This window comes from Stenotrophomonas sp. 05N423 (assembly GCF_056397145.1).
This window is the reverse complement of the sequence record NZ_JBFTMV010000002.1, coordinates 510328-533209: the sequence shown is the minus strand read 5'-3', so window position 1 is coordinate 533209 and position 22882 is coordinate 510328. Positions and strand designations below refer to the sequence as shown.

Annotated in this window: 23 protein-coding genes; 11 read left to right on the top strand and 12 right to left on the bottom strand. The window is 66.9% G+C overall.

Going from position 1 to position 22882, the window contains the following annotated elements:
* The first annotated feature begins 10 nt into the window (after positions 1–10).
* The 5 genes from hutI to AC1DGW_RS06260 all read left to right on the top strand — a co-directional run bounded on the left by hutI (position 11) and on the right by AC1DGW_RS06260 (position 6388).
* The gene (gene hutI, locus AC1DGW_RS06280) at positions 11–1219 is read left to right on the top strand and encodes an imidazolonepropionase (protein WP_478020631.1); all 1209 of its coding nucleotides are present in this window, start codon (positions 11–13) and stop codon (positions 1217–1219) included.
* Positions 1220–1299: 80 nt separating this feature from the next.
* Positions 1300–2838 (top strand): histidine ammonia-lyase, encoded by a 1539-nt coding sequence (gene hutH / locus AC1DGW_RS06275; RefSeq protein ID WP_478020629.1) that lies wholly within the window; start codon positions 1300–1302, stop codon positions 2836–2838.
* Positions 2839–2918: 80 nt separating this feature from the next.
* Complete coding sequence (gene hutG, locus AC1DGW_RS06270) at positions 2919–3821, top strand: N-formylglutamate deformylase (RefSeq protein ID WP_478020627.1); 903 nt, start codon at positions 2919–2921, stop codon at positions 3819–3821.
* Entirely contained in the window at positions 3818–5488 is a 1671-nt protein-coding gene (gene hutU, locus AC1DGW_RS06265; protein ID WP_478020625.1) for a urocanate hydratase, read from the top strand. The genes hutG and hutU overlap by 4 nt, the downstream gene beginning before the upstream one ends.
* Before the next feature lie 96 nt (positions 5489–5584).
* On the top strand, positions 5585–6388 hold the full coding sequence (locus tag AC1DGW_RS06260; protein ID WP_478020623.1) for a restriction endonuclease: 804 nt from the start codon (positions 5585–5587) through the stop codon (positions 6386–6388).
* Positions 6389–6397: 9 nt separating this feature from the next.
* Here the strand turns inward: AC1DGW_RS06260 and AC1DGW_RS06255 are convergent, their stop codons facing one another.
* The 7 genes from AC1DGW_RS06255 to AC1DGW_RS06225 form a co-directional block, all read right to left on the bottom strand.
* Positions 6398–6817 carry a DoxX family protein gene (locus AC1DGW_RS06255; protein ID WP_478020621.1) on the bottom strand — a complete coding sequence of 140 codons (420 nt, stop codon included), beginning with the start codon at positions 6815–6817 and terminating at the stop codon, positions 6398–6400.
* A 111-nt stretch (positions 6818–6928) separates the two neighbouring features.
* Positions 6929–7171, bottom strand: a complete 243-nt coding sequence (locus AC1DGW_RS06250; RefSeq protein WP_478020619.1) for a hypothetical protein — start codon at positions 7169–7171, stop codon at positions 6929–6931.
* Between the two features lie 142 nt (positions 7172–7313).
* Positions 7314–7637 carry a hypothetical protein gene (locus AC1DGW_RS06245; RefSeq protein WP_478020616.1) on the bottom strand — a complete coding sequence of 108 codons (324 nt, stop codon included), beginning with the start codon at positions 7635–7637 and terminating at the stop codon, positions 7314–7316.
* A gap of 197 nt (positions 7638–7834) precedes the next feature.
* Positions 7835–8092, bottom strand: coding sequence for a hypothetical protein (locus tag AC1DGW_RS06240; RefSeq protein ID WP_478020613.1), 258 nt, complete (start codon positions 8090–8092; stop codon positions 7835–7837).
* A 69-nt stretch (positions 8093–8161) separates the two neighbouring features.
* Positions 8162–8317 (bottom strand): hypothetical protein, encoded by a 156-nt coding sequence (locus tag AC1DGW_RS06235; RefSeq protein WP_478020611.1) that lies wholly within the window; start codon positions 8315–8317, stop codon positions 8162–8164.
* Positions 8318–8413: 96 nt separating this feature from the next.
* Positions 8414–8755: a hypothetical protein gene (locus AC1DGW_RS06230; RefSeq protein WP_478020609.1), complete on the bottom strand. Its 342-nt coding sequence runs from the start codon at positions 8753–8755 to the stop codon at positions 8414–8416.
* Positions 8752–9030 carry a hypothetical protein gene (locus AC1DGW_RS06225; protein WP_478020607.1) on the bottom strand — a complete coding sequence of 93 codons (279 nt, stop codon included), beginning with the start codon at positions 9028–9030 and terminating at the stop codon, positions 8752–8754. Before AC1DGW_RS06225 ends, AC1DGW_RS06230 begins: the two co-directional genes overlap by 4 nt.
* Before the next feature lie 165 nt (positions 9031–9195).
* Between AC1DGW_RS06225 and AC1DGW_RS06220 the strand changes: the two genes are divergently transcribed.
* The 3 genes from AC1DGW_RS06220 to AC1DGW_RS06210 all read left to right on the top strand — a co-directional run bounded on the left by AC1DGW_RS06220 (position 9196) and on the right by AC1DGW_RS06210 (position 12882).
* Positions 9196–11433: a CocE/NonD family hydrolase gene (locus AC1DGW_RS06220; protein WP_478020605.1), complete on the top strand. Its 2238-nt coding sequence runs from the start codon at positions 9196–9198 to the stop codon at positions 11431–11433.
* Between the two features lie 101 nt (positions 11434–11534).
* Positions 11535–12338 carry an NYN domain-containing protein gene (locus tag AC1DGW_RS06215; RefSeq protein ID WP_478020603.1) on the top strand — a complete coding sequence of 268 codons (804 nt, stop codon included), beginning with the start codon at positions 11535–11537 and terminating at the stop codon, positions 12336–12338.
* 43 nt (positions 12339–12381) lie between these two features.
* Complete coding sequence (locus tag AC1DGW_RS06210) at positions 12382–12882, top strand: GNAT family N-acetyltransferase (RefSeq protein WP_478020601.1); 501 nt, start codon at positions 12382–12384, stop codon at positions 12880–12882.
* Positions 12883–13008: 126 nt separating this feature from the next.
* On the opposite strand, the gene AC1DGW_RS06205 is transcribed toward AC1DGW_RS06210, so the two are convergent.
* From AC1DGW_RS06205 to AC1DGW_RS06195, 3 genes are all read right to left on the bottom strand, one after another.
* Positions 13009–13692: a hypothetical protein gene (locus tag AC1DGW_RS06205; RefSeq protein WP_478020694.1), complete on the bottom strand. Its 684-nt coding sequence runs from the start codon at positions 13690–13692 to the stop codon at positions 13009–13011.
* Positions 13693–13844: 152 nt separating this feature from the next.
* Positions 13845–14114 carry a hypothetical protein gene (locus tag AC1DGW_RS06200; protein ID WP_478020598.1) on the bottom strand — a complete coding sequence of 90 codons (270 nt, stop codon included), beginning with the start codon at positions 14112–14114 and terminating at the stop codon, positions 13845–13847.
* A 487-nt stretch (positions 14115–14601) separates the two neighbouring features.
* Complete coding sequence (locus AC1DGW_RS06195; protein ID WP_478020596.1) at positions 14602–17085, bottom strand: S9 family peptidase; 2484 nt, start codon at positions 17083–17085, stop codon at positions 14602–14604.
* A 227-nt stretch (positions 17086–17312) separates the two neighbouring features.
* Here AC1DGW_RS06195 and AC1DGW_RS06190 point away from each other — a divergent pair, with 227 nt between their 5' ends.
* Complete coding sequence (locus AC1DGW_RS06190) at positions 17313–18323, top strand: GGDEF domain-containing protein (RefSeq protein ID WP_478020594.1); 1011 nt, start codon at positions 17313–17315, stop codon at positions 18321–18323.
* 162 nt (positions 18324–18485) lie between these two features.
* Here the strand turns inward: AC1DGW_RS06190 and AC1DGW_RS06185 are convergent, their stop codons facing one another.
* The gene (locus tag AC1DGW_RS06185) at positions 18486–19184 is read right to left on the bottom strand and encodes a YiaD family glycine zipper/OmpA-like lipoprotein (protein ID WP_478020592.1); all 699 of its coding nucleotides are present in this window, start codon (positions 19182–19184) and stop codon (positions 18486–18488) included.
* Between the two features lie 423 nt (positions 19185–19607).
* On the bottom strand, positions 19608–20051 hold the full coding sequence (locus AC1DGW_RS06180; protein ID WP_478020590.1) for a nuclear transport factor 2 family protein: 444 nt from the start codon (positions 20049–20051) through the stop codon (positions 19608–19610).
* A gap of 106 nt (positions 20052–20157) precedes the next feature.
* On the opposite strand from AC1DGW_RS06180, the gene AC1DGW_RS06175 reads away from it, so the two are divergent.
* Both AC1DGW_RS06175 and AC1DGW_RS06170 read left to right on the top strand, forming a co-directional pair.
* Positions 20158–21840, top strand: coding sequence for a long-chain fatty acid--CoA ligase (locus tag AC1DGW_RS06175; protein WP_478020588.1), 1683 nt, complete (start codon positions 20158–20160; stop codon positions 21838–21840).
* A gap of 158 nt (positions 21841–21998) precedes the next feature.
* Positions 21999–22874 carry a crotonase/enoyl-CoA hydratase family protein gene (locus AC1DGW_RS06170; protein ID WP_478020586.1) on the top strand — a complete coding sequence of 292 codons (876 nt, stop codon included), beginning with the start codon at positions 21999–22001 and terminating at the stop codon, positions 22872–22874.
* Positions 22875–22882: the final 8 nt, after the last annotated feature.

Sequence of the window (22882 nt, the reverse complement as noted above, 5' to 3'; positions counted from 1 at the left end):
AAGGGTGCACATGCACTGCGATACGGTCTGGCACAACGCCCATCTGATGACGCTCGACGATGCCGCCGGCGGGCTGGGCATCGTCCGCGACGGCGTCATTGCCGCCCGCGATGGGCGCATCGTGCATGCCGGCCCCGCCGCCAGCGCGCCGGTTTTCGACGTTGCGCAACGCATCGACTGCGGCGGTCGCTGGATCGGCCCCGGGCTGGTCGACTGCCATACCCACCTGGTCTACGCCGGCAACCGCGCCAACGAGTTCGAACAGCGCCTGCAGGGCGTGAGCTATGCCGACATCGCCCGCGCCGGCGGCGGCATCGTCTCCACCGTGCGCGCTACCCGCGATGCCAATGACGACGCCCTGATCGCCGCTACCCTGCCGCGCCTCGACGCGATGCTGGCCGAAGGCATCACCACCATCGAGATCAAGTCCGGTTACGGCCTGACGCTGGACGACGAGCGCAAGCAGCTGCGCGTCGCCAAACAACTGGAACGGCTGCGCCGTGTAGACGTGGTACCCACCTTCCTCGGCGCGCACGCGGTGCCGCCCGGCCGGCAGGCGCAGGAATACATCGACGAGGTCTGCGACGTCATGATCCCGGCCATCGCCGCCGAAGGCCTGGCCGAGGCGGTGGACGTGTTCTGCGAGAACATCGCCTTCTCGCGCGGACAGGCCGCTCAGGTGTTCGAGGCCGCGCATCGCCACGGGCTGGCGGTGAAGATCCACGCCGAGCAGCTGAGCAACCAGCACGGCGCCGAGCTGGCGGCACGGCATGGCGCGCTGTCGGCCGACCACATCGAACACCTGGACGAGACCGGCATCGCCGCGATGCGCGCGGCCGGTACCGTCGCCGTGCTGCTGCCGGCCGCGTTCTACTTCACCCGCGACACCACCGTGCCGCCGGTCCAGAAACTGCGCGAGGCCGGCGTGCCGCTGGCGCTGGCCACCGACAGCAATCCCGGCACCTCGCCACTGACCAGCCCGCTGCTGGCGATGAACATGGGCGCGACCCTGTTCCGCATGACCGTGGACGAATGCATCGCCGGCTTCACCCGCGAAGCCGCGCGCGCGCTCGGCCGCTTCCACCGCATCGGCCGGCTCGCCGCCGGCATGGACTGCGATCTCGCCCTCTGGGACATCGACGCCCCGGCCGACCTGGTCTACCGCATGGGCTTCAACCCGCTGCACGCGCGCGTGTTCCGCGGCGAACCGACACCGTAGGCGCGGGGCCCGCCCCGCACATCGCCAACAACCGTGCGGGCCGAGCCCCGCACCTCCCCTTGAGAACCTGGAGTAACCCGATGAATTCCCCCCTCGTGCTTCGTCCCGGCCATGTTCCGCTGGCCCAATGGCGCCAGATCTACCGCGGCGCCAGCGTGCGCCTGGACGCATCGGCGCAGGCTGCCGTGCTGCGCAGCGCGCAGGTGGTGGAAGCCATCGTCGCCAAGGGCGAGCCGGTGTACGGCATCAATACCGGCTTCGGCAAGCTGGCCAGCGTGCGCATCGAACGCGAGGACCTTGAAACCCTGCAGCGCAATATCGTGCTGTCGCATGCCGCCGGTGTCGGCGAGCCGATGCCGGCCAGCGTGGTGCGGCTGATGATGGCGCTCAAGCTCACCAGCCTGGCACAGGGCGCGTCCGGCATCCGCCCGCAGACGCTGGCGCTGCTGGAGGCGTTCCTGCAGCACGACTTCGTGCCGGTGGTGCCGTGCCAGGGCTCGGTCGGCGCCTCCGGCGACCTGGCGCCGCTGTCGCATCTGGCCTCGGTGATGATCGGCGTCGGCGAAGCCTTCGTCGAAGGCGTGCGGATGCCGGCCGCCGATGCGCTGGCACGGATCGGCCACACCGCGCTGACGCTTGGCGCCAAGGAAGGCCTGGCCCTGCTCAACGGTACCCAGTATTCGACCGCCTATGCGCTGGCCGGGCTGTTCGAGATCGAGACCGTGTTCCAGGCCGCGCTCGTCACCGGCGCGCTGTCGGTGGAAGCGGCCAAGGGTTCGGACACCCCGTTCGACCCGCGCATCCACAGCATCCGCGGCCAGCGCGGGCAGATCGCCACCGCCGCCGCGCTGCGCACGCTGATGGCCGGTTCGGCGATCCGCGAATCGCACCGCGACAACGACGTGCGCGTGCAGGATCCGTACTGCCTGCGCTGCCAGCCGCAGGTGATGGGCGCGGCCTTCGACGTGATCCGCCAGGCCGCGACCACGCTGGAAATCGAAGCCAACGGCGTGTCCGACAATCCGCTGGTGTTCACCGACACCGGTGAAGCGCTGAGCGGCGGCAACTTCCACGCCGAGCCGGTGGCCTTCGCCGCGGACATGCTGGCGATGGCCGTGTGCGAGATCGGTTCGATCAGCGAACGCCGCATCGCCATGCTGGTGGATCCGGCGCTGTCCGGACTGCCAGCCTTCCTCACCCCGAAGCCCGGCCTGAACTCCGGCTTCATGATCCCGCAGGTCACCGCCGCGGCGCTGGTGTCGGAGAACAAACAGCGCGCCTACCCGGCCAGCGTCGATTCCATCCCGACCTCGGCCAACCAGGAAGACCACGTATCGATGGCCGCGCATGGTGCGCGCCGCCTGCTGGCGATGGCGGAGAACGCCGCCAATGTCGTCGGCATCGAGCTGCTGGCCGCCGCGCAGGGCTGCGACTTCCATGCCCCGCTGCGTTCCAGCGACGCGCTGGAGCAGGCGCGCGCCACCGTGCGCGCGCAGGTGCCGACCCTGCAGGACGACCGCTATTTCCATCCGGACATGGTGGCCGCCACCGCGCTGGTGCGCGACGGTGCCCTCGCCCGCGGCCTGGAAGGCGTGCTGCCGCAGGTGGAGATCCAGTAGCGCCCGGCAGCCCCCCGATGACAAGGCTTCAGCGGGGCGCTGCCCCGCTCCATACCTCCACACGCTGCGGAGATTCGCAGATGAACACCTTTTCCGACTGGCTGCAGACCCACGAAGGCGACGCTCCGCTGATCGTCAGCTTCCCGCATACCGGCACCGAGCTGCCCGACGAACTCGCCGGCCATTTCGTTTCACCATGGCTGGCGCGGCGCGATGCCGACTGGTGGGTGCACGAGCTGTATGCCTTCGCCCGCGAACTGGGCGCCACCACCGTGCGTACCGCGGTCTCGCGTTCGGTGATCGACGTCAACCGCAATCCGTCCGGCATTTCGCTGTATCCCGGGCAGAACACCACCGGCCTGTGCCCGACCACCACCTTTGACAACCAGCCGCTGTACCGCACGGGTCACGAGCCGGACGAAGCGGAGATCGCACGTCGTCGCGACACCTACTTCGCGCCCTACCACGCCGCGCTCGCCGCCCAGATCGCGCGCCTGCGCCAGCGGCACCCGACCGTGGTGGTCTACGACGCACACTCGATCCGCTCGCACATCCCGCACCTGTTCGACGGCGAACTGCCGCAGTTCAACATCGGCAGCGCCGGCCCCAGCGGCGAGCCGGACACGTCCTGCGACAACGCACTGACCGACGTGGTCGAGAACCTGTGCGCGCTGAGCGGGCTGAGCCACGTGCGCAACGGCCGCTTCAAGGGCGGCTGGATCACCCGTCACTACAGCGACATTCCCGGCGGCGTGCACACCCTGCAGATGGAGCTGGGCTGCCGCGGCTACATGCACGAACCCGCTCCCGCCGACGTGGACGAGCACAGCTGGCCCACGCCCTACGACCCCATCCACGCCACCCCGGTGCGCGACACCCTGCAACAGGTACTGCGCGCCTGCCTCGACTTTGCCATGCGTGCGAATCCCTCGCAAAAGCCCGCACATCCATGTGCGGACTCTTCACCAGGAGCAGACACATGAACACCCGTCACGATCCCACCCGCAACCCGCGTGCACCACGCGGCAACACGCTCAACTGCAGGTCCTGGCAGACCGAGGCGCCGTTCCGCATGCTGCAGAACAATCTCGACGCCGAAGTGGCCGAAGACCCGGCTTCGCTGGTGGTCTACGGCGGCATCGGCCGCGCCGCGCGCGACTGGGAGAGCTACGACAGGATCCTGGAAACGCTCAAGCGCCTGGACGACAACCAGACCCTGCTGGTGCAGTCCGGCAAGCCGGTCGGCGTGTTCCCCACCCATCCCGATGCGCCGCGCGTGCTGATCGCCAACTCCAACCTGGTGCCGCACTGGGCCAACTGGGAGCACTTCAACGAGCTCGATAAGACGGGCCTGATGATGTACGGCCAGATGACGGCCGGCTCGTGGATCTACATCGGCTCGCAGGGCATCGTGCAGGGCACCTACGAGACCTTCGTCGAGATGGGCCGCCAGCACTACGGTGGCAGCCTCACCGGCAAGTGGATCCTCACCGCCGGCCTCGGCGGCATGGGCGGCGCGCAGCCACTGGCCGCGTCGCTGGCCGGCGCCAGCAGCCTGACCATCGAATGCCGCCAGAGCAGCATCGACTTCCGCCTGCGCACCCGCTACGTGGACGAACAGGCCACCGACATCGACGACGCGCTGGCACGCATCGCCAGGTACACCGCGGCCGGCGAAGCCAGGTCGATCGCGCTGCTCGGCAACGCTGCCGAAATCCTGCCCGAGCTGGTACGCCGCGGCGTGCGCCCGGACTGCGTCACCGACCAGACCAGCGCCCATGATCCCGTGCACGGTTACCTGCCGATCGGCTGGACGGTGGAGCAATGGCTGGCCGAACAGAAGGCCAACCCTTCGATGGTCCGCGACGCTGCCAAAGCCGCCATGCGCGTGCACGTGGAAGCCATGCTGGCCTTCCACGCGGCCGGCATTCCAACCGTCGATTACGGCAACAACATCCGCCAGATGGCCTTCGACGAAGGCCTGGAGAATGCGTTCGACTTTCCCGGCTTCGTGCCTGCCTACGTGCGTCCGCTGTTCTGCCGCGGCGTCGGCCCGTTCCGCTGGGTGGCACTGAGCGGCGACCCGGAAGACATCTACAAGACCGACGCCAAGGTGAAGGAGATCATCGCCGATGACCCGCACCTGCACCGCTGGCTGGACATGGCGCGCGAGCGCATCAGCTTCCAGGGCCTGCCGGCGCGCATCTGCTGGGTCGGCCTGGGCCTGCGCCACAAGCTCGGCCTGGCGTTCAACGAGATGGTGCGCAACGGCGAACTGAAGGCGCCGGTGGTGATCGGCCGCGATCATCTGGACAGCGGCAGTGTCGCCTCGCCCAACCGCGAGACCGAGTCGATGAAGGACGGCAGCGATGCCGTATCCGACTGGCCGCTGCTCAACGCCATGCTCAACGTCGCCGGCGGTGCCACGTGGGTGAGCCTGCACCACGGCGGCGGCGTCGGCATGGGCTACAGCCAGCACTCCGGCGTGGTCATCGTCTGCGACGGCAGCGAGGCCGCCGACCAGCGCATCGCCCGCGTGCTGTGGAACGACCCGGGCACCGGCGTCATGCGCCATGCCGACGCGGGCTACGACATCGCCATCGACTGCGCGAAGGAAAAGGGCTTGGATCTGCCGGGGATTCTCGGCTGATCGACATCCTTCCATGGCGGTCGCCTCAACGGGTGGCCGCCATCGATGCATGCGTTACGCCCTGTTATCTTCATGCCTGGACGCAGGGAGGCAGGCATGGGACGCAGACGGCGCAGCGATGGATTGATGGATGCCATGGCTGCCTTGCCGTGGCCTGCAGGCATCGCGGCCGGGATCCTCGGTTTCCTGGTGATCCGTCTTGGATTCCCTGCATGGCTGGGCGGCGCCGGGCCATTGGCTGACGCGTTTTCTCCGATGTTCGGTGTGCTGGCTTATCTATGGCTGGCCGCCTGCCTGTTGGGCGCACTCATTTCCGCTAACCGGAGCAGGAACCGCCGCCACCTGCTCGACACCCGCACCGACCTGGAAAGCCTGTCCGCGGCCGGCTGGCGCAGTTTCGAGCGTCTGGTCGGTGAAGCCTTCCGGCGGCAGGGCTACGCCGTCGAGGAGAACCATCACGGCGGCCCCGATGGCGGTATTGATCTGGTGCTGTTCAAGGATGGCCACCGCATCCTGGTGCAGTGCAAGCAATGGCGACGCGAACAGGTAGGCGTCGCCATCGTCCGCGAGATGTACGGCCTGCTCATCCACCACCACGCCGATGCCGTGAAGATCGTTACTACCGGCACCTGCACGGAAGCAGCAGCCGCTTTCGCCGCGGGCAAGCCCATCGAGTTGATCACCGGGGAACAGTTGCTGGCGATGATCCGTGCCGTACAGCCGACAGCGCCCACGACGCCGACGCCCCTCCCCTTGCGGGAACCCGCCAGCACGCCAACTGCCGGAGCTGCCCCCGCCTGTCCGCGGTGCGGCGCTGCCATGGTGGAACGGCGCAACCGGCAGACCGGCGCGGCCTTCATGGGCTGCAGCCGTTTCCCGGCATGCCGGGGCACGACCTGAGCGCTGCTCTCAGCGCGGCCGCCCGGCCACCGCGTAGCGCCCGCCGCCGGTCACCACCAGCAGCAACAGGCCGCCGGCGATGGACAGGTTCTTCAGGAACTGGATCATGTTCATCGCGCGCTCGGCGCCTTCCATGCCCCAGAACGCATGGCCGAGCATGCCGGTGCCCAGCACGAACAGGACGAACAGCAGCGCCAGCAACCGCACCTGGATGCCCAGCAGCAGGGCGATGCCGACCAGGAACTCCATGCAGACCGCCACGCCGGCCGCCACCTGCGGGAGCGGCGCATGCAGCGAGACCATGTAGCCGACCGTGCCCTGGAAATCGGTCAATTTGCCCCAGCCCGACACCACGAACAGCACAATCAACAGGATCCGCGCCAGCAGGATCAGCCCATCGCGGTTGCGTTCCACCCATCCGTCCAACATGGCAGCACTCCCGGCCGTTTCCGGTATCTGACGTCTCATCCTGTAAGCATGGCGTGAGCACCCTCCACACGCGAAATGGCGATGCATGCGTCACCCCGGCAGGCGTGTCCTTCATCCGACCATCAGGGCCCACGGGACTTCCGAGCCAGTGAACGTGTAGCGCAAACCTTCCCGGTCGGCTTGCCCGGCCAGATTGCCGTTGGCGTCCGCCAGCACATTGATCTCCAGCGAGCCGGCGATCGGCCCATGGAACGGGAAGCCCATGGCCCTGGCGATGACGCTCTCCCTCGAAAAGAACGTCGCTGGCCGCATTTCGTGCCCCGGACCCTGCAGATACAGACTAATTCCCTTCATGGCGTTGTCTCCTCGCAAGTTCCCTCGACTCCCGGACGGGAGTTTCAGGGAAGAGAGAAAGTCGAGAGCGCGCAACGGGAACCGCGGTCCGGCACCGCGCCTGCGGACATCCTGCATCCCCCTGCATCGGCCTTGCAGCGCTTCAATGCGGCTTGAACACGGGCATCGGCGCCCAGGTCTCCACCCAGCTCGCGGTGATCGAGACTTCCAGGGTATTGCCTTCCGTGTCGGGCGAAATCCGGTACCGGTGCGTCGGGCCTTTCATCCATTGCACCGTGAAGTAGAGCGCCGGTTCGTCCGGCTTCCAGCGGACCTCGCTGATGGCGTTTTCCATGCCTTCCACCTCATCTATGAAGGCAACCCCCAGCCCGTTCCCTGCAAGCGAAAAGCGGAATACGGCGAAGCTGGCCTCTTCCCATACGTTCCATTCGCCGATGAATTGTTGTCTGGAGTCCAGAGTGTGCATGTTCGTTCGCAGAATGATGGGGTATTCATGAACCACGCCGCTCAGGGTTGCCACTCCAGGCAGATGGCCCCGGATGGCTCGGGCCATACCATGCCGGACGCAACCGACAGCGGGGTGTTCACTGGGGCTCCTCGGTTGCCACGCCATCCGCCATCGCTGGTGGCCGGCAATATGATCTATCCGCGCACCAGAGACCTTCATCTGGCCCGTTTCGCATACGCAAGAATGATCGCTTCATCTTCCGCGGCAGCCTGCACCGATCTGGCCCAACGAACCACCGCCCCCTTGTTGTCGATCAGGGCTTCAAGCTCCAGGCACAGGCATTCCGAGCACGCCTGGCCGCCGGGGCTGCTTCTTCCGCAGCGCCTGCAGGGCGCCATCGTCGTCGTCTCGGGAGGCCGGAGCTGATAGCCGATCTTCGCCATCAACGCCTTTGCTTCCGCCACCGTGTCCATGCGTGATCATTCCTTCGGGAAAAGCTGCGCGTGTTCGCGCAGCTCTCCTTCCTCTAGCAGCAGGAAATATTACTTCTGCTGGGGCTTGCCGCCCTCATGGGCTTTGCCTTCCCTGGGCTCGGCATCCTTGCGGTCGTTGTCGTTCTGTTGCGGCGCGCCCGGTGCACGCTTGGGGTCGTGCTCCTGCGGGCTCTGGGTGCCGGTTGTCACATTGGAACTGCTCATCTTCTACTCCATTGCGATGGAATCATCGCAGGTGCAGCCTGCACCACCCGGCGTTACTGCGTCATGCTTTCTGCAGGCGGCAAGTGAATGCGCCGCTCAGGAGAGAAGACGATTCCAGCAGAGTTCCGCGATCTGGCTGTAGACCTTTCTCCGGCGTGAGTCCGCGTCGCCGGAAAGGCGCGCATCCAGGTCCAGCAGCCACGCCGAACGCGTGTCATGCGGACTACGGACGTAGATATCGCAGGCGATTTTAATCACCGGCCCACAGTCCCTGTGGAAGCTGTCGGCAATGAGCGCACCCGTCGTGAATCGATCCCTCCAGTAAGCGAGTTCGCTGGCCACGTCGACGCAATTGCGATCCCGTAGAACGGTCGCGCTCTTGCCCGGCGCTGCATGGCGTCGTTCCGGCGCATGATTTCTGTTGTGGGTCGTCCTCACCGGTGAGCCTCCAGCTCCGTCTCGAGCTGATCAAGCGGCGCATCCTGTGGGACAGTCAGGGCCATGGCACTTTCCATCCTGTCGAGAAGCGACTCGATGCTGCTTCTGTGTTCGGATTCATTCGATGCGCCGGTCGCGGCATTCATCGCGCGCCGGGCCAGAATGGTTAGGGAACGCAGCTTTTCCAGACGCTGGGACTGCGACCACCCGCGACCGGCGTCCGTCATCTCCAGTACCAGATCATCCAGATCGGCCCGGGCTTCTTCATAGTCCATGGGAATGTCCTGAGCACAGGGCGCGCTCCGTCTCCTGACACCATAGGCTCTTTCGCCGTGCTCGATGTGACGAGGTGAACGTATTCCGTACCGCAGACCAGGCGCGGGGCCGTCACTCCGCCCCGCAATGTGATATCCAGACGCATCCTCCTATCACCGACTGCCATGTCCCTGTCGCGCCTGCTGGGCCTGTTGCTGCTGCTCGCCACCGGAACCGTCCTCGCCCAGCCGGCGACCATTGCCGTACCGCCGCATCTGCTCGATGACGGCATGGACACGGCCATGCCCGGCTTCGCCCGGCAGGTGATGGCGCGCTACCGCGACGAGGACCGCGCGCGCTACCTGGGCACGCTGTTCCGCCTGCAATCGGCCGCGGGCCAGTACAGGCAGGCCGTCGCCAGCATCCACGCGCTGCGCGAACTGCACAGCGATGCTGAGGGTCAGCCGCCGCTGTTCCTGCAGTACGAAATCCACGCCCGCGCGAAACAGCGCCAGGCCGACAGCCGAGTGCCATATGCCGACGTCTGGCGACAAACGTTCGCCGAGCAGTTCGGCGCGCTCGACGACCGCACCGCGCTGCAGGCCGAGGTCGCCTTCGGTGGCTGGCTGCCGCGCATGCGCGACGAACTGGACGCACGGATCGCCAGCGCCCGTGGCAAGCCCCGCCTGTCCCTCGACGAAGCCATCGCCCTGATCCGTGCGTGGCAGGTGCACGACGCCTACGCCGCATTCCAGCCGCTTTTCGCCAACGCTCTGGGCGCGGATGACGCGCGCCGCTATGTGATAGACCGCAACGCGCGGGTGCGCACGCCGGACGGCGCGGAGCTGGCCGCGCTGGTGGTGCGTCCGGCCAAGGCGTCACCGCTGCCGGTGCTGCTCACCTTCACCGTCTATGCCAACGACGATTGGGCCTGGGCCGACGCCAGGAAGATGGCCGCGCATGGTTATGCCGGCGTGGTCGCCTACAGCCGCGGGAAGGGCCGCAGCCGCGACGCCATCGCCCCCTATGAACACGACGGCACCGACGCCGCCGCAGTGATCGCTTGGGCAGCGGCGCAGCCGTGGAGCGATGGCCGCGTCGGCATGTACGGCGGCAGCTACAGCGGTTACACGCAATGGGCCGCACTCAAGCAGCGGCCTCCTGCACTGAAGGCCATCGCCACCTCGGCGACGGCGGCGCCCGGCATCGACATCCCGATGGAAGGCGGCGTATTCCTCAACTTCCTCTATCCGTGGCCCTTCTACGTGGCCGGCAACCGTGCACTGGACGACGCCACCTACGGCGACAGCGAACGCTGGGAAAAGCTCAACCGCGACTGGTACCGCAGCGGCCGCGCCTACCGCGAGCTGCCGCGGATCGACGGCGCCGCCAATCCGTTGTTCGAGCGCTGGCTGCAGCACCCGGTCTACGACAGCTACTGGCAGGCGATGACTCCGCAGGGGCGCGAGTTCGCCGGCATCGACATCCCGGTGCTGGTCACCACCGGCTATTTCGACGGCGCCCAGATCGGCGCCCTGCACTATTTCCGCGAACACCTGCGCCAGCGCCCGGACGCCGACCACACCCTGCTGATCGGCCCCTACGAGCACTTCACCATGCAGACCGGCGTCCCCCCGATGGTGCAGGGCTATACGCCGGATGCCACCGCGCGCCACGATCTGCAGGCGCTGCGCCTGGCCTGGTTCGACCATGTGTTCAAGGGTGCCCCCAGACCCGACCTGCTGGCCGACCGAGTCAACTGGCAGGTGATGGGCGCCGACCGCTGGCGGCACGCACCCACGCTCGAAGCGATGGCCACGCGCAGCGAGCGCCTGTACCTGCTGCCCGGCGATGCCTCGCACCGGCTGGCACACGCGCCGTCCGCCGATGCGGCCACCGTCCAGCACGTGGATTTCAACGACCGCGGCGATGCGGGCTGGACACCCTCGCCCACCGTGGTCAACCGCATGCTCGACCCGCACGCCGGGCTGGTATTCCGCGGCGAACCACTACCGCACGACATCGAACTGGCCGGGCCGTTCGGCGGCGAACTCGATTTCATCCTCAACAAGGCCGACGCCGACATCGCCGTCGGCATCTACGAACAGACCGCCGCCGGCGACTACCTCGACCTGGCCTGGTGGCTGCAACGCCTGAGCCACGCCAGGGACCGCAGCCACCGGCAGCTGCTGCAGCCAGGCACACCGCAGCATGTGCGCATCGCCGACACCCGCCTGCTCGGCCGTCGTCTTGCAGCCGGCAGCCGGCTGGTCGTTTCCATCGGCGTCGTCAAGCAACCCGATCGCCAACTCAACCTCGGCAGCGGCAAGCCACCGGCCGATGAAACCCTCGCCGATGCCGGACAGCCGCTGGAAATCCGCTGGTTCGGCAGCAGCTACCTTGATTTCCCCGTGCGCGAATGAGGTACCAGGCTGATGCGGCACAAAAGAAAATTGAATCCGATCCACTCCCTGCATCAACGCTGCTATCTTCTGGGCTGGAATGAACGCAGGGGATCAATGGAATGAGCACGCAGCCCCATCATCCTGATGGCCGTGTCGCGGTGCTTGTCGATTGCGACAACGTACCGCCCGACATTCTTGAACACGCCCTGCTGATGGCCGCACAGTTCGGGCGCGTAGTCCTGCGCCGCGGCTACGGGAATACCAGCACGCTGAACAGCAGATGGCAGGATGCGCTGATCCGTTTCGCCTTCACTCCTCATCTTCAGTACCAGTACGCCTCAGGCAAGAACACGGCCGATATCGCATTGGCACTCGACGCATTGGAAGCGATGTTCGATGGCCGTGTCGAAACCTTCTGCCTGGTCACCAGCGATTCCGACTTCGCCTATCTTTCCCGAAAGCTGCGCGAACGCGGCGCCACCGTCTGTATCGTCGGTGAAGCCAAGACTCCAGATGCCTTGCGCAATGCGAGCGATCAGTTTTTCGAATGGACACGCCCAATCGCGCCTGCCGAGCCTGCCGACGAACTCGCCGCCAAGGCATCGACCAAAGTAGAAGTGCCCAAGCAGGAAGCAGCCAGGACTGAACCTGCGCGTCCGCTTCCCAAGCGCCGTCCACGCTTTGTCATCGAAGCGGTAGCCCTTCTCGCCGGCTCCACGTCGGATGGCAAGGTTTCTCTGGGTGCCTTGGGCCAATACCTGAAGCGTACCGACCCGGCCTTTTCGCCGAAGCTCTACGGCCATTCCGGACTGTTGGACATGCTCAAGACCTACGACCTGCTGATGCCACAGCAGGAAATCGGTGGTCATTGGTCGGTAAGCGTGAAGCCGACTACCGAGCCCGAAGGCGCAGCGGAATCCTGAAACCACGAACATGGCGACTCATTCACTGGACCGCCCCACGAATATGATCATCCGCAATGAACTTCCCGGCGATGTGGATTTCATCGCCCTCCTCACCGAAGCCGCATTCGCCAACGCACCGCACACCAGCCACACCGAGCAGTTCATCGTCGCCGCCCTGCGCAGGGCCGGACAGCTGAGCATTTCGCTTGTAGCGATGGAAGGCGACGAACTCGTGGGCCATGTCGCGGTATCACCGGTGACGCTGTCCTCCGGCGAGACGGGTTGGTACGGTCTGGGCCCGATCTCGGTGCGTCCGGACCGGCAAGGCCACGGCATCGGCTCGGCGCTGATGGTTGAAGCCATCGACCGGCTCAAGGCGATGAACAGCGCGGGGTGCGTGCTGCTGGGTGAGCCGGGCTACTACGCGCGCTTTGGGTTCAGGGCATGCGGACAACTGGTGTTGCCCGGCGTGCCTGCGGAATATTTCCAGGCACTGCCGCTGGCGGGTGGGATACCTGCCGCCGAAGTCAGCTATCACACGGCGTTCGAGGCGAGTGCCTGATGTGGTTCACCATGGTGTCGGCGGACTCACGGCAGACTTTCGTCGCAAACGGACAGGGTCGCATACAGAAATCAAGCTGATTGGCCGTGACGCTGCCGCATCCCGAAGGCAACGCGGACGCGCCCTTCAGTGGCCGGCGTGTCCAGCACCTTTTCCGCCGCTGCCCCGCGCGGCCGTGCGGCTCTGCACGAACGCCGGAAAGGTCTCCGCCAGCGACGCCTTGTCCGGCAGGATGTAGAAGACGCCGCCCCGCTCGAACGTCTGGCTGACGACCTGCTTGTAGAAGTCGGGCGAGACGTTGATGCAGCCATGGGTGACGCGGTTGTCGTCCGGCGACGGCGATGCAAGGCGTTCGGGACGCTTCTCAGCGGGAACGCCGGTTGCGGTGGGATGGATGGAGACCGCCGAATCGTAATCCACCCACAGTACGCGCCCGGCGTCGATCGACGGGCCGAAACCGCCCACGAAGCGACCCGCGGGCGTCGTGCGATCCCGGCCCGGAATCTCGCGAAGCGCCAGACCAGCGACGCCGGGGGCGATGTGATCGCCGATCGCCGAGCCAAACAACGCCGGCGCCGCGCCGCGGAGCCGGCCGTCGCCGCCGAACACCAGGATCTGTGCAGCGGCCTTGTCCATGATCGCGAAGGGATAGCCTTCGCTGTCCCTGCTTGCGACAACCCACCCCGCCAGTTCGATCACCGTGTCGGACACGTCCTGGCCCTGCGGAAGCAGATCGATGGCGGCTGCCGGTTGCTGTACGGCGGCGTCCTCGGCGCTGGCCACGCCGATGCCCGCACCTGCCAGCGCCAGCGCAAGTGCGCCACGAACGAGCCGGACTGCAGCGTATCTGTACATGCGGATGGGACGGCTCCTCGGAACGAAGACTGTGTGATGGAAGGAAACCAGTGGCCGGCAAAGGCCACCGGGTTCCGGACTAAGACGTTATGGATTATGCAGCGCGACTAACCGCGCGCCGCGCGGCGTGGGGCCGTTTCGAGCTGCTGGACGCGGCCTTCGATCTGATCCAGGCGTTGGTTGGCCCGCTGCGCGGACTGGTTGGCGGACTCGGCGCTCTGTGCCGCGCCCTGCACCTTCGCGTCGAGTTGATCCAGGCGGGTGTTGATGTTGGCGAACTCGTTTTTATAGGTGGCACAGGCGCCAAGGCCCGAGGTGGCGACGATCGCGACGCCAAGCATGCCTGCGGCCTTCAGATGTTGTTTGGTCAGAAACATTCCACTCCTCCTTCGTCGGGGAGCTTGGAATATAGCGGCCTTTTTGCAGAAGCCATGACACTGCCTTCAGCTGATGTTGGTACAGGTGGATGGGCTGTGAAGATGCGACAACACACAGAAATTGCAGCTTGAATCCAGCGTTCTCCTCCGGAACGTGCAGCATCCGTCCGACTGTCACAAACCTGTCTGCAGCCTTCGACTCCAATCAAAGACGAGCAGCCAAGTGTGACCGGCGATCCACTTGTGCACAGATTGTCTTCAGCGACTTCTTCGATGCATCCCAATTCATCTGTGGAAAAAGTCAGGCCGGACTCTTCGACGCATCCAGGCGGTCGACTTGGCTCCTGTACATGAATGAACTACGTCGCGCTGCAACGGATCGAACGCGCCATGGCTTCATCCGCTACATCGCAATCCACCAAACCCGGAAAAGAAGAAGCCCGCATAAGCGGGCTTCTTCTCATTGCTCGATCGACTCGCGATCAACTCACTTGACCGGAGCCGCCTGCGCCGGTGCATTCTTCACGTAGCGGTCGAACCACGCCAGCATTTCAGCCACCAGCTGTTCGTTGGATTCCAGCGCGGTGTACCAGTGCGGCTCGTGCGGCAGCATCACCAGGCGGGTGGTGCCGCCGTTGCCGCGGATGGCCTGGTAGAGCTTGCGCGACTGGAACGGCTCGGTACCGGGGTTGGCGTCGTCCTCGCCATGCACCAGCAGCAGCGGCAGCTTGATCCTGTCGGCGTAGAAGTACGGCGAGGCCTTCAGGTATACGTCCTGCGCCTGCCATACCGAGCGACGCTCGTTCTGGAAGCCGAACGGAGTGAAGGTCTTGTTGTACGAGCCGCTGGTGGCCACGCCGGCCTTGAACAGGTCGGTGTGGGCGATCAGGTTGGCGGTCATCAGGCCGCCGTGGCTGTGGCCGGTGACGCCGATGCGGTTGCGGTCCACCACGCCCAGTTCCACCGCCTTGTCCACCGCTGCCTTGGCGTCGGCGGTGAGTTGTTCCAGGTAGGTGTCGTAGGCGCTCTTCGGGTCGCCGACGATGGGGAACGAGGCGTTGTCGATGATGGCGTAGCCGGCCAGCAGCATCAGCCGGTACGGCGCCAGGCGGGTGAAGGTCTGCTGCGAACCGGATACCTGCCCGGCCTGCGCGCTGTTGGCGAAGTCGGCCGGGTAGGCGTACAGGATGGCCGGCAGGCGCTGGCCTTCCTTGTAGCCCGGCGGGGTATACAGGGTGAAGGACAGGTCGATGCCGTCGGCCCGCTTGTAGGTGACCAGCTTCTTCTGGATCTGCCGCACTTCCGGGGTGGGGTCGGCGATGCGGGTCAGCTTGCGGCCTTCGGCGGCGTACTGCGCTTCGCCTTCCCTGGCCGCGGCGTCACGCGCGCCGAGCTCGCGCAGCCAGGCGTTGGGCGGGTCGATCACCGACTGGTGCCAGGTGAGGTAGCGGCCCGGTTCGGCGGTGAAGCCGAGGAACTGGTCGTAGGCGTCGGTGGCGCTGCGGAACAGGCGCTCGCTCTTGAGCGTGGCCAGGTCCAGACGGTCGAGGAACGGGCGGTCGCCCTGCGGCGAACTGCCCTGCCCGCGCAGGAACACCTTGCCGCCTTCCTCGCGCACGACCACCGCGCCGCTGGGAAGGCGCTGGTAGACGAAGCTGCCCGGGTCGCCGTACAGCTCGTCGCTGGACAGGTCCCACAGCAGGCGCGCCTCCTGCTTCGGGTTGTCGATGTCGACGATGCGGGTCTGGCGCCAGTGGCGGTTCTCATCGTATTCGTTGAGGAAGCTGCGCTGCGGCTGCGCGGTCCAGTCGAAACCGGCGTAGCGCTGGGTGGTGCGGGCGATCTCGCGCGGCGCGGCGGTGAACGGCGCGGACTGCAGCATCAGCTTGTCGCGCTTCGGCACGTTGACGTTCCAGTCGCCCTTGTCCAGCGCTTCGGCCCAGACCAGGGTGGCCGGGTCGGTGGCGCGCCAGTCGAAATCGCGCGGGCCTTCCGGCACGCCGTGCACCGGCACGCGCTCGGCCAGCGGCAGCGCGGCGATGCGTACGCTCTTGCCGGTGGCCACGTCCAGCACGTCCACGTCGTAGCCGAAGCGCTGGTAGGTGACCGCGTGCGAGAACGGCGGCTTGAGGGTCTCGGTGAGCACATGCACGCCGTCGGGCGCACCGTTGACGCCGGTGTACAGCTGCGGTGCACCGACCGGGCTCACCTTGCCGGAAGCGGCGTCGACCACCGCCAACTGCGACTGGCCGTAGTAGGCGAACAGGCGCTCGTCGTGCTCGCTGGCCAGGGTGTCGCGGGTTTCATAGGTGCTGCTCTCGCCCTTGGCGCCGAGCGATTCCTGCACGTCCGGGCCATACACGTCATCGCCAGCCGGCGCCGGGCCCTGGTTGGCCGGCACCAGCTTGACCAGCAGGCGGCTGCCGCCGTCCAGCCACTGCACGGTGCCGCCGAACATGGGGTTCAGGCGCGCACCCGCGATCTGCCGGACCTGGCCGCTGGTAGCGTCGCCCACCCACAGCTGCACGGAATCGGCGACGACGTTCTGGAAGGCGAAGCGCTGGCCGTCCGGCGACCATAGTGCGCCACCGGCGCAGGCGTCCTTCGGCAGCGGCACGCGGGTTTCCTTGCCGCTGGCGATGTCCACCAGGGTGAAATCGGCCACGCAGGCGGGAATACCGTAGCCGCCCGGGGTGTCGTGGCGGCTGCGGTTGCCCGGCTCCAGGCGCAGGCCGGCCAGCTTGAGGTAGGGCTGGGCGACGCGGCTGATCGACGGATAGGTCTGGCTGGTGGTCAGCAGCAGGCGCCTGCCGGTGGGATCGACGCTGGGCGCCGGCGGCGGCGGCGCGGTCAGCACCTTCAGCAGTTCGGCCGGCGGCTTGGCGTACTCGGCATGCGCGGGCATGCTGACCAACAAGGTGGTGGCGGTCGCGGCGAGTACCGCGGACCAGGCAGTGCAACGGACGCTCATGGTTTCCCTCATGCGCTGGAAAGACGCCGGCATGGAAGCCGGTAGCGGCCGAATCTAGCACTGCGCCCGCAGCCGGCGGATGGGCCATAAGCAAGGGGTAGCCCACCCGCCGGGCCATGCCGCGACCGGCCCGACGGGGCGTGCGGCGGGTCGTCGGCGAAAGACAAGCTGAAGATGCGCACTGAGTGAAGGAACGATTGCCACCTTCCTTGCTATGTTGCCCAGTCATGAAACCTGCCGCCGGACCTCCGACGATTCCTTCGCTGCCGCGCGAACTGCGCAGCGTGCCGCTGCGCACCATCGCCCCGGTCGCCACGCTGGCGCTGCTGGTGTTCGCTGGCTGGCTGGCATGGCACCGCCTGCCGCTGCAGATGCTGGCCGCGCTGGCCTGCGCGGCACCGGCGGCACTGGCGACCTGGCTGGCGCACAAACGCGCCGCGCAGTTGTCCAGCGCCGGCCTGCTGCTGTGCCTGTCGAACGTGGCCGGCTGCCTGCTGGCGGCCGGCGAACTGGGCAGCCGCGCCCTGCCCTGGTCGCTGCTGGCGCTGATGGTCAATTTCTTCCTGGTCCACAACCGCATCGCCACCCCGGCGAACCTGGTGATGGTGGCTGGCCTGCTGGCGATGCCCGACGTGCTGCGCACGCCCGCGCTGGATACGCAGGCGCTGGTGGTGATCGCGCTGATCCTTGGCTTCGGCTTCCGTTTCTCGCGGCGCCTGCAGGGCGACCGCACGCGGCTGGAGCTGCTGGCCTCGCTGGACGAGCTGACCGGCCTGCCCAACCGCCGCGCGCTGGAAAAGACCCTGGTGCAGCAGATCGGCAGCGCCCGCCAGGGCCGGTTCCGGCATGCGCTGGTGATCCTGGACATCGACCATTTCAAGGACGTCAACGATCAGTACGGCCATACCGCCGGCGACAACGCGCTGGTCGAACTGGCGGCGATCCTGAGACTGGAATTGCGCGAGCTGGACAAGGTCTTCCGCTTCGGCGGCGAAGAGTTCGTGATCCTGGCCGAGGCCGGCAGCCGCGACGCGCTGGCCAGCTTCACCGAGCGGGTGCGCGAGTCGGTGCAGCAATCCCTGCACGGCCCGGGCGGCGGCATCACCATCTCGCTGGGCGCGGCGATGTACGCCGGCGAGCACTACTGGCAGGACTGGTTCTCGCGCGCCGACGCGGCGCTGTACCTGGCCAAGGGCAACGGCCGCAACAGCGTGGTGATCGCGGACGATCTGGCCTGAGGCAATGCCCGCAGTGTAGGAGCGCACTTCAGTGCGCGAGGGCTCTACCGGGAAAGCCCCATCGCGCACTGAAGTGCGCTCCTACAGTGCGCTTCTACGGGCTCCAGCACGCAAAGAAAGAGCCGCTTGCGCGGCTCTTTCAAGGTCGGAACTACAGGGCGGTCACGAACGCAGCGGGATCACGCGGATCTCGACGCGGCGGTTCTGCGCGCGGCCGGCGTCGGTGTCGTTGCTGGCGATGGGGTAGTTCTTGCCGGCGCCCAGGGTCTCGATGCGCTCGCGCTGTACGCCCTGCGCGCTGAGGTAGGCAGCCACGGCGTCGGCGCGCTCCTTGGAAATGCGGTTGTTCACCGCATCGGTACCGATGCTGTCGGTATGGCCGACCACTTCGATCATGGTCTGGTTGTACTCGGCCAGGGTCGAGGCCACGCCGTTGAGGGCGCCGTAGAACTGCGGCTTGAGCGTGGTCTTGTTGAAGTCGAAGGTGATGCCATCGGGCAGGTTCAGGGTGATGTTGTCGCCCTGGCGCTGCACGTCGATGCCGGTATTGGCGGTGCGCTCGCGCAGGGCCCGTTCCTGGCGGTCCTGGTAGTTGCCGACGGCCGCACCACCCAGCGCGCCGATGCCGGCGCCGATCATCGCGTGCTGGCGGCGCTCGGTGGCACTGCTGCCGCTGAGCAGGCCGGCCGCGGTACCGATGGCGGCGCCGATCAGCGCGCCCTTGCCGGTACGGTTCTGCTGCTGGCTCGGGTTGCCGTATGGGTCGCTCTGCACATAGGAACCGCCGGTGGCGCAGGCCGACAGCACGGCGGCGGTCACCAGGCCGATGGAAAGATTGCGGATAACGGTGCGGGTGCTCATCGGGGAATCTCCGTCTAGGGCCGGCCATGCCAGCGTGATTTGCGCGGGCAGCATAAACAGCCCTGCGCGATTGGCGCATGACGACGCGGCGCTTTGCGGGGCCTCCATTCAGGTAGCTGTCCAAGGGCGGAATCGGGACGGCGTCGTCCTGTGCAGGACTGACGGCGGGCCGGTATCCGGCGGAAAGGCCAGATCTCGGCCGTGGGGAAACGCCCAGGCCGGGTGCGGCCCACGGGGCCGGCAACGACGGTGACCAGCCTCAGCGCTCTCCCCTGGACCGCGGATTGCCCCGCATCGTCCCGGCCAGCGTCCACCTCGACTCCTGCTCCACGCCCGGGTTCTTGTGCCGGCGCGGGAACATTCAAGGAACGACGAACCGACGGTTCGCAGCTGTCCTCTCCCTTGCGGAGAGAAGAGCTCGATCTATTCCGCGGCGGACGCCCAGCTGGCGCTGTAGACCTGCCACCTGCCATCGCGCTCGCGCCAGTGGCTGACCACCTGCTGCACCTGGCCGCGCTCGGGCAGGAAGCTCCCGTCGCCCCCGGTCAGCAGCACGGTGAAGCGGACCGTCGCGGTATCGCCCTGCCCCATCTCCACCTGCAGCGGGCCGGTACGCGCGCCGACCCTGGCGTTGAGCAGCAGCTGGCCGCGCAGCAACCGGCCCAGTCCGTCATGGTCCAGGGCATCGTTGCCGATGAAGTCGTCGGCCACGTTCGCCATGAAGTCCTTGGGCCTGCCCTGCTCCACCGCCTCCTGCATCTGCGCCACGGTCTGGCGCAGGCGCTGCTCGGGCGCCTGCCGCGTGCAGGCGGCCAGGGCCAGCACGATCAGCGCAATACGCGCGCAGTTGAGGACCGTTCGGATCATCGCTCCCTTCGCCTTTTCCATTCTGGACGGTATGCTGCGGTGACGGCCACCATCGGCGGACGGCCGCCCATACCAACTAGACCACAACCATTTCCTGGAGGGGAAGATGAATCAGGAACGTCCCTGGCTGCAGAGTTATCCCGCCGGCGTGCCGGCCGAGATCGACGTCGATGAATTCCGCTCCGTGGCCGCGGTGTTCGATGCCTCCGTGGCCAAGTTCCGCGACCGTCCCGCCTACTCCAATTTCGGCAAGGTGCTGACCTATGGGCAAGCCGATGCCCTGGTCACGCAGTTCGCCGCCTACCTGCTGGGCGAGCTGCAGCTGAAGAAGGGCGACCGCGTGGCGGTGATGATGCCCAACTGCCTGCAGTACCCGATCGCCACCTTCGGCATCCTGCGCGCCGGCCTGACCGTGGTGAACGTCAACCCGCTCTATACCGCCCGCGAGCTCAAGCACCAGCTGGTCGATGCCGGCGCCGCGGCGCTGGTGGTGGTGGACAACTTCGGCGACACCGTGCAGCAGGTCATCGCCGATACGCCGGTCAGGCAGGTGGTCACCACCGGCCTGGGCGACATGCTCGGTTTCCCCAAGGGGCCGATCGTCAACTTCGTGCTCAAGTACGTGAAGAAGATGGTGCCGGACTACCGCATCCACGGCGCGATCCGCTTCCGCGAAGCGCTGCGCCTGGGCGCGCGCCATGCGCTGCCGCCGGTGGAGGTCAGCCACGACGACATCGCCTTCCTGCAGTACACCGGCGGTACCACTGGCGTGGCCAAGGGCGCCATGCTGACCCACCGCAACCTGGTGGCGAACATGCAGCAGGCCTCGGCGTGGATCTCGGCCTCGGGCGTCAAGCCGGGCGAGGAAGTGATCATCACCGCGCTGCCGCTGTACCACATCTTCGCCTTGACGGCGAACGGCCTGGTCTTCATGAAGCTGGGCGGCCTGAACTACCTGATCACCAATCCGCGCGACATGAAGGGCTTCGTCAAGGAGCTGCGCAACAACCGCTTCACCGCCATCACCGGCGTCAACACGCTGTTCAACGGCCTGCTCAACACGCCCGGCTTCGAGGACGTGGATTTCTCCGCGCTCAAGGTCACCCTCGGCGGCGGCATGGCGGTGCAGCGTGCGGTGGCCGAGCGCTGGAAGAAGATCACCGGCACCACCCTGGTGGAGGCCTACGGCCTGACCGAGACCTCGCCTGCGGCCTGCATCAATCCGCTGGACCTGGCCGAGTACAACGGCGCCATCGGCCTGCCGATTCCCTCCACCGACGCCTGCGTGAAGGACGACGACGGCAACATGGTCGCCATGGGCGAGGTCGGCGAGCTGTGCATCCGCGGCCCGCAGGTGATGAAGGGCTACTGGCACCGCCCGGACGAGACCGCCAAGGCGATGGATGCCGATGGCTGGCTGCACACCGGCGACATGGCGCGCATGGACGAGAAGGGCTTCTTCTACATCGTCGACCGCAAGAAGGACATGATCCTGGTGTCCGGCTTCAACGTGTACCCGAACGAGGTCGAGGACGTGATCGCGATGATGCCGGGCGTGCTGGAAGTGGCCGCGGTCGGCGTGCCGAACGAGAAGTCCGGCGAGGTCGTCAAGGTGGTCATCGTCAAGAAGGACCCGAACCTGACCGAAGAGCAGGTCAAGGAGTTCGCCCGCGCCAACCTGACCGGCTACAAGCACCCTCGCATCGTCGAGTTCCGCAAGGAGCTGCCCAAGACCAACGTCGGCAAGATCCTGCGCCGCGAACTGCGCGACGCGCCGCCGGCCGGCTGAAGCCGGCCTGTCCAGCGGTCCCCACGAAGGCCCCGCCGGCTCCGGCGGGGCCTTCGTGCATTCGCATGGCCGGTACCGCGTGTAGGATCGCGGAGTGCCAGCGTCCGGCCCGCCGCCCACGCTTCCGATTCCGCGGGCCTCCTGCAAGGACCCAGCCCATGAGTGCGATCGAACTGCTGCCTGTCGGCACCCCCGTCACCCCCTACTCCACCATCCGCGTGCACGACGATGCCGCCGGCGACGTGCACTGGCTGCACATGCATGCCGACGCCGGCCCCGGCGTGCGCCCCTGTTTCCGCAAGCCGCTGATGACCGAGATGCACGCCTACCTGGACGGCATCACCGGCGACCTGCAGGCCAGGTCCGGACGCCTGCGTCACCTGGTACTGGCATCCGCGGCCGACGCGTTCAATCTCGGCGGCGACCTGGACGTGTTCTCCTCCCTGATCCGCGCGCGCGATGGCGAAGGCCTGCTGCGCTATGCGCGCAGCTGCATCGACGGCGTGTACCGCTTCCACGCCGGCCTGGACGGCAGCTTCCGCACCATCGCCCTGCTGCAGGGCGACGCGCTCGGCGGCGGCCTGGAAATGGCCTTGTCCTGCCATACCATCGTCGCCGAGGAAGGCGTGGGCATGGGCCTGCCGGAAGTGCTGTTCGGCCTGTTCCCGGGCATGGGCGCATACAACTTCCTGAGCCGCCGCGTGTCGCCGCAACTGGCCGAGCGCATCATCCTGGAAGGCCGCGTGCATTCGGCCGAGGAAATGCATGCCATGGGCGTGGTCGACATCCTGGTGCCGCGCGGCCAGGGCGAGCAGGCGGTGAACGACCTGATCCGCCAGCAGCAGCGCATCCCGCAGTCGTACCTGGCGATGAACGCGGTACGCGGCATTTCCAACCGGGTCGACTACCAGGAACTGCTGGACATCACCCGCGTGTGGGTCGATGCGGCGCTGGCGCTGGACGACAAGTCGCTGCGCACCATGGACCGGCTGGTCAAGGCGCAGACCCGTCGCAGCGGACAGGTGCGGGGTTGAGCCGGGCC